General features: G+C 58.4%; 6 protein-coding genes. 4 read left to right on the top strand and 2 right to left on the bottom strand.

Features of this window, described 5'->3' with window-relative positions; translation table 11 throughout:
• The 4 genes from B3Y70_RS06345 to B3Y70_RS06330 form a co-directional block, all read left to right on the top strand.
• Positions 1-600: topoisomerase DNA-binding C4 zinc finger domain-containing protein (locus B3Y70_RS06345; protein ID WP_288589426.1), on the top strand; the 600-nt coding region annotated here is incomplete at its 5' end.
• Positions 601-712: 112 nt separating this feature from the next.
• The gene (locus B3Y70_RS06340; protein ID WP_011785989.1) at positions 713-1,441 is read left to right on the top strand and encodes a response regulator transcription factor; all 729 of its coding nucleotides are present in this window, start codon (positions 713-715) and stop codon (positions 1,439-1,441) included.
• On the top strand, positions 1,434-3,068 hold the full coding sequence (locus B3Y70_RS06335) for a FecR domain-containing protein (protein ID WP_370257272.1): 1,635 nt from the start codon (positions 1,434-1,436) through the stop codon (positions 3,066-3,068). Before B3Y70_RS06340 ends, B3Y70_RS06335 begins: the two co-directional genes overlap by 8 nt.
• Positions 3,069-3,089: 21 nt before the next feature.
• A complete protein-coding gene (locus B3Y70_RS06330; RefSeq protein ID WP_288589425.1) occupies positions 3,090-5,654 on the top strand; it encodes a CHASE2 domain-containing protein in 2,565 nt (854 codons plus the stop codon).
• Between the two features lie 14 nt (positions 5,655-5,668).
• Here the strand turns inward: B3Y70_RS06330 and B3Y70_RS06325 are convergent, their stop codons facing one another.
• Positions 5,669-6,094 carry a fibronectin type III domain-containing protein gene (locus tag B3Y70_RS06325; RefSeq protein WP_228285475.1) on the bottom strand — a complete coding sequence of 142 codons (426 nt, stop codon included), beginning with the start codon at positions 6,092-6,094 and terminating at the stop codon, positions 5,669-5,671.
• A 126-nt stretch (positions 6,095-6,220) separates the two neighbouring features.
• On the bottom strand, positions 6,221-6,419 hold a 199-nt coding region (locus tag B3Y70_RS06320), incomplete at its 5' end, for a hypothetical protein (protein WP_288589423.1).

The following is a 6,419-nucleotide window of genomic DNA, read 5'->3' as shown; positions in this document are numbered from 1 at the left end:
GAAACCGATGGCCTTGGCACCGAAGCGACTCGCGCAGCCATTATCGATACGCTGTTCCGCCGCGATTACCTGTTCCGGGAAAAACGCTTTATCCGCGCCACCGACAAGGGGAAATCCCTGATCGCGGCGCTACCGGAATCGATTCGTACGCCGGATCGCACCGCTGTCTGGGAGGCCACTCTCGAGGGCGTTCGCCGGGGCGAAGAGGACCCAAGAGCGTTTCTGGAATCCCTCAAAGATGAAATCCGCGGATTCATGGCGCAAGCGCCCGCTGCGGGTTTGGCGAATACAGAGACACCAGGCACCGCCATTCACTGCCCGAAATGCCGGGCGCCGATGGTTGAACGGGAGGGCAAGTTCGGCGCTTTTTTTGCGTGCACCCGGTACCCCGCCTGCAAGGGCACCCGCCCCCTGGAGGACCATCAACCCGAGGACGGAACCAGCCAGAAACCGGTACCCTGCCCCCACTGTTTCTCGCCCCTGGTGCGGCGCAAAAGCAAAAAAGGCTGGTTCTGGGGCTGCAGCAATTTCCCCGGCTGCCGACAAACAGTTGATGATCACAACGGCCGGCCAGCGGTGGACTTACGGAATTCTACATAACGATACTGAACGGGAACTCATTTTTTGGGATAATCCCCGACACTGCAGGGTCTGACCAAGGGCTCTGCGCTACGGTATATAAACCAGGCAACACGATCGAGGGCCAGGCTTAATGCGCATTGCTCTGCTGGAAGACGAACACGAACAGGCGCAGCACATCCAGTCCATCCTTTCAGAGAAAGGACATCACTGTGACAGCTTTCCGACCGGCCAATCGTTTCTCGGTGCCGTTTTGCACCGCAGTTATGATCTGATCATTCTGGACTGGCAGATCCCGGACATGACCGGAATTGAGGTACTGGAGAACATCCGGGCACAGCTGAACTGGCCTGTGCCGGCCGTTTTCCTGACCCAGCGTGACAGTGAAACCGACATCGTTCGTGCCCTGGATGCCGGCGCCGACGACTATATCGCCAAACCGGCACGAGCGGCTGAACTGGTCGCACGCATCAATGCACTGGCCCGCCGCAGCAACCCGGAAATCGAAAAGGAGGTTCTGGTCTACGGGCCCTTCGAGATCAACACCAACCAACGCATAATTCTCCTGCACGGGGAGCCACTGACGCTCACCGACAAGGACTTCGACCTGACCCTGTTCCTGTTCCAGAACCAGGGCCGCCTGCTCACCCGCGAAATGCTGCTGGAGCGGGTGTGGGGATTGACCAGGGACATCAATACCCGCACGGTGGATACGCATATGAGCCGCCTTCGCAGAAGGCTCGGGCTCAACCCTGAAAACGGATTTCGCATCAAGACCATCTACCAGCGAGGCTATCGGCTCGAAGCCATCAAGCCCGGTGACGCAAACGAAATTCGGAACGATGACACTGCAAATGCCTGACGCTCTGAGCAAGCACCTGAAAACCCTGGCCTTCCTTGCACTGGCGTTCATGGTGCCGGCGACCACTGTCGCGGAGCTGTCAATCGCACGGGGTTCTGCGGTATCCGGCAGCCAACAACGGGACAATGCCCCGGAGTGGGTTTATACCTTACGCCAGGGTGATACGGTTGCGAGCATAACCCAGACGCTGCTTTCCCAGCAGACCACACAGCAACGACTGCTGGAGCATAATGGCCTGGCCAGCAACGCCAAACTCGGCGCCGGGGATACCCTGCGCATTCCCGTAAACTGGCTGAAACGTCAGCCCGAACCGGCCCGGGTGATTGCGGTCACCGGCAACGTGCAACAGATCTCCGGCATGGATGGGCGAAAACTCCCTCTGTCCGAAGATTCGATTGTCCGGGTTGGCGACGAAATTCTCTCCGGTGCCGGATCGGCAACCATTGAACTGGCCGACGGCTCGGAACTCCGGATCTCCCCGAACTCCCGCCTCATGTTCAATCGCCTGACCCAGTTTGGCAAATCGGGCATGGTCGACACCCGGCTTCGCCTGCAACGGGGCGAGGTTCACACCCGTGTTCGCCCGGTCATTGAGGGCGGAGCCCGCTTCGAAATCGAAACACCATCCGCTGTCGCCGCGGTCCGGGGTACGGTATTTGCCATTCAAGCCACCACCAACGGCAGCAGCGTGCAGGTTACCGAAGGTGTGGTGGACTTCGGCCAGCCAGGCAACACCCGCCGCATTCCAGCCGGCTATGGCGCGAGTGTTTCCACCGCCAACGGAGGCGCCCTGAATATTCGGCAACTTCCGCCAGCGCCAACCATGAATCCCTTGCCATCGGTGCTTACTCAGCTTCCGGCCGAACTGTCCTGGCAGGCAGGCGGTTACCCGGCCTATCGGCTGGACATTTTTGACCAGGCATCAGGCACCTGGGTGCAGAGTCGTGATGTGGCTGGTACCCGTTTCGACATCGCCCAACTTGACAATGGCCGCTACGAAATCCAGCTCGCCGCGATTGATCAGCGCGGTATTGCCGGAATGCCCGGTACCGCGGAACTTGAGGTAGACCTTCAGGCAAAAAAGCCGGACCTCACCGCACCGGCTGATGGCGAGAGCGTGAACGACGACATGCCGGAATTCCGCTGGCAACTCAATGGCGCCAACGAAGTTGCCCGGGTGGAGATCGCCGAGGATGACAGCTTCCGGCAGTTGGTGACAACCAGCGAGTGGGCGCCGGAAAGCCAGGCGCTTCCGTCGCGCCCCCTGAGCCCCGGCCAGTATTACTGGCGCGTGGTTACGGAGGCGGGAGGCAGCTCTGTTGCCACCTCCGAACCGCGCAAGATCGTTGTTAACGGCACTCTGCCGCCAGTCCGGATTATCAGCGTGAACTATCTGGACAGTCAGGTTCGGGTGTTCTGGGAAAACATCGACACCGCCACGGATTACCGTCTGCAATTGGCTGAAGAGCCGGCGTTTCGCAATATCATCAAGGAAGCCGATATCGCCGATACCACTGCGGCCTTGCGCCTGATTCCCGGAAGAAGGTATTTTGTCCGCGTCAAAGCGCTTTCTGACGGCCCTCTTGCCAGTCGCTGGGGCCCGGGCAGGGAGCTGTATCTCGACTAACCTTCTACGACAAAAAGGCCGATGCGAAGGGACTGGTTACCGATAACAACAACACCGTGGTCCTTGGGCCTGCTACTCGTCACCACCCTGCTACTGATTCAGGCGACTGAGCTGCCGAGTCGAATCAATGACTGGATGTATGACAGGGCGATCACAACCTGGCCAGCGCCCATGGATGATTCGGTGGCCATCATTGCCATTGATGAGTTCAGCCTGGAACAGGTTGGCCGATGGCCCTGGGACCGAAGTCTGCATGCCTCGCTGATCGACACCTTGCGGCAAGCGGGCGCAGAAACCATTGTACTCGACATCCTGTTTCCGGAAGCCGGGCCGGGCGATGAGGAACTGGCTAGCGCCATGGCCCGCCATGGCAACGTTGTTCTACCAGCCTATCTTACCGCTCCAACCCGGGAACGGCTGATCAGTGAACAACTCCCCACACCCAGCCTGGCAGGTGCCGCAGGGGCAATCGGGCATGCCCATATCGAGCTGGACACAGATGGCGTCGCCCGCGGGCTCTATCTGTACAACGGCCTTGCCGGCCGGTTATGGCCGACCCTGTCACTCGCAGCTCACTTGCCAATGTCGAATCAGATGCAGGCGCAATTGCCGAACTACATCAACGTCCGGGAGGATTATCGGCTGGTGCCCCTGGCAGGCGGGGCCGGCACCTTACCCACCTACTCCTACGCGAGCGTGCTGAGCCACCCGCCCTCACCGCAGGAGTTTGCCGGCAAAACCGTCCTGGTCGGCGCTACCGCCGCGGGGTTTGGCGACATACTGCCCACGCCGTTTTCCGGTCTGAGCCGGCCAATGTCCGGGGTGGAATTCCATGCCAATGTCTATTCCGCGAGCAAGCAGAATATACTAATCGTGCCGGCGGAGCCCTGGGCCGCACCCGCACTGAATCTGCTCGTACTGTTGTTGTTAGCTCTGCTTCTGCCCCGCCTGCGCCCTGCTGCCACCCTGCTGGCATGTGCGACCATTGCCGCAGGGCTGGTAGCCGGTTATGTATTGCTGCTGATTGGGGCACGGGTTCAGCTGTCCGTAGCCAACGCCCTGATTCTGCCGATGGCCGCGATGCCCATTGCCAGCGCACTCCGGCTTGCCATGACCAATCGCTTTCTCAACCGGCAACTGGACGAGATGACCAGAACGCCGCGGCTATCCCTCCCTGAACCTTCGAACCGGCATCCTCACCAGCTGCTGATGCACTTGCGTGCGCTGTTCCAGCCACCCGGATGGCTGCTGGCAGCAGAGGGTGACCTGTTGGAAGTACAGGAAATGACCCTTGCCCAGGCCCCACCCACGGAGACGCCAGGACGATGGGAACACCAGCAGAACCAAAGCTGGATAACACTGATTCGTGGCGGCACCAGCTACCTGCTCGGCCTGACTCTGCCGAACGACCTCAGTCGGGAGGTCATCCAGCGCTATCTGAACCAGCTGGAGCTGGAGCCCCATGCAGACAGTGAACGCCAGAAGGGTCCCCGGGAAAACATTTCGGCCCGGATCGAGAAAGTGCGCATTGCCACCCAGAAGCTTGCTGAAATGCAGGCGTTTATTCGCCACAGTTTCGAGCACATGCCCGATGGCATCATCGTGACCGATGAATTAGGCGTTATACGGTTTACTAACCGTCACATTGAAGACTGGTTTTGCGAGCCTATGCCAAGTCTCAGCGGCATGCCTCTGGCCACCCTCCTTGATGGCCACGACCCCCGGGACTTGCCGCCCTGGTTCGAAACCATTTCAGAGGCGCTGACACTGAGACAAAGCCGAACCGTAGACCTGACATTGAACGGTAAAGACTTTCTCATCCACCTGGCACCTTTTGCCCTGCAAAACAGTCGCCAGTTTGGCATTATTGCCAACATCTCAGACATCTCCGAACTCCGGGAGCAGCAACGGCAGCATCGTGAGGCGATCGACTTCATCTCACACGATGTTCGCTCACCTCTGGTCTCTCAGTTGGCCCTGATCGAGCAACTGAAACGGGATCCCAGCCATATTGACGCCAACCAACTCGACCAGTTGGGGCGGCTGGCACGGCGTAGCTATCATCTGGCCGAAGAGTTTGTACAACTGGCTCGTGCCGAGCAACTGACCGAAACCCGGTTCTACGAATGCGAATTTCTGGCGATTGTTGAGAACGCTCGGGACAGTGTGTGCGAGCAGGCCCAGGAAAAAGGCATTTCGATCGTGCTGAACGGTACCGAAGATCTGTGGCTGAAAGGCAACGCCGAACTTCTGGAACGGGCCGTCATCAACCTTTTGACCAACGCCGTGCAATATAGCCCCCCGGACTCTGCAGTCAGCGTTCACGTCTATCAGGCAGCGCATCTGGCCTGTCTGGCCATATCAGACGAGGGCTATGGCATTGATCCGGAGGAGCTGCCCTTACTGTTCGACCGCTATCATCGACAGAAGCGCAGCGAGATCGCCGGAGCGCATGGGACCGGCCTGGGGCTTTCGTTCGTTAAAACGGTGGTGGAAAAACACCGAGGCGAGATCAGCGTAGACTCACGGCCGGGCGAAGGCACCACTTTCACCCTGAAGCTACCAATCGCAGACCCGATGTTCTGAACCGGCATGCCTGCTCAAGACTGGATGGTCTTGCTGACCGGCTCAGAAGGCTCACTCAGAAGACCGGCAGTGTCCTGAACCTGAATCGTGAAATACCAGGTACCAGCGTCAAGGTTATCGACCACATAGGACATCTCTGCCTCACCACTGGCGCCATCTACGGTGATCTCTCTGGACAGATCATCAGCATCCTGCCCGTAACGAATCACGTATCTGTCCAGCTCTCCCATCGCGATCGACTCACCGTTTACACGAGTCATAGGCGCAGACCAGCTCAATACAGCAGAGCGCTCTGCAACCGGCTGAGCACTGCCAACACTACTTCCGGTATCGGTTAGGCTGCCAGATTGAGTGGCGGATTCACTACCGCCGGAACCACCGCCGCCGCAACCCGCGAGCACCATCCCTACCAACAACGCGGCAATCCATGCCTTTGACATATAAATGACGCGTTTCAAGGTTATTCACCACCATATTTCCGTCGATTTTGTGAAATTCTATAAAATCGGCGCGAATGATGATGCGATAAACGTCATTTTTAAAGATAAAAAATCGTCATTTTCCCGTCACCATAATGCAAGACGGAAATCGGAATTAATTGAGGGGACACCCGGTACATCGCAGAGAAGCGGAAACAAAAAAGGCAGACCAGTAAAACTGGCCTGCCTTGCAAGAAACAGGGTCAGAATAAAACACTGGCCCCGGAAATGAGAAAAGCCAGCAAAAGCTGGCTTTTCTGGATTGGTAGCGGGGGCTGGATTCGAA

Origin of the sequence: Marinobacter sp. UBA5687, from assembly GCF_002420325.1 — a bacterium.
Lineage (GTDB): Bacteria > Pseudomonadota > Gammaproteobacteria > Pseudomonadales > Oleiphilaceae > Marinobacter > Marinobacter nauticus.
Note: the sequence above shows the minus strand (reverse complement) of the source record. Positions and strands in the feature narration are given on the sequence as shown.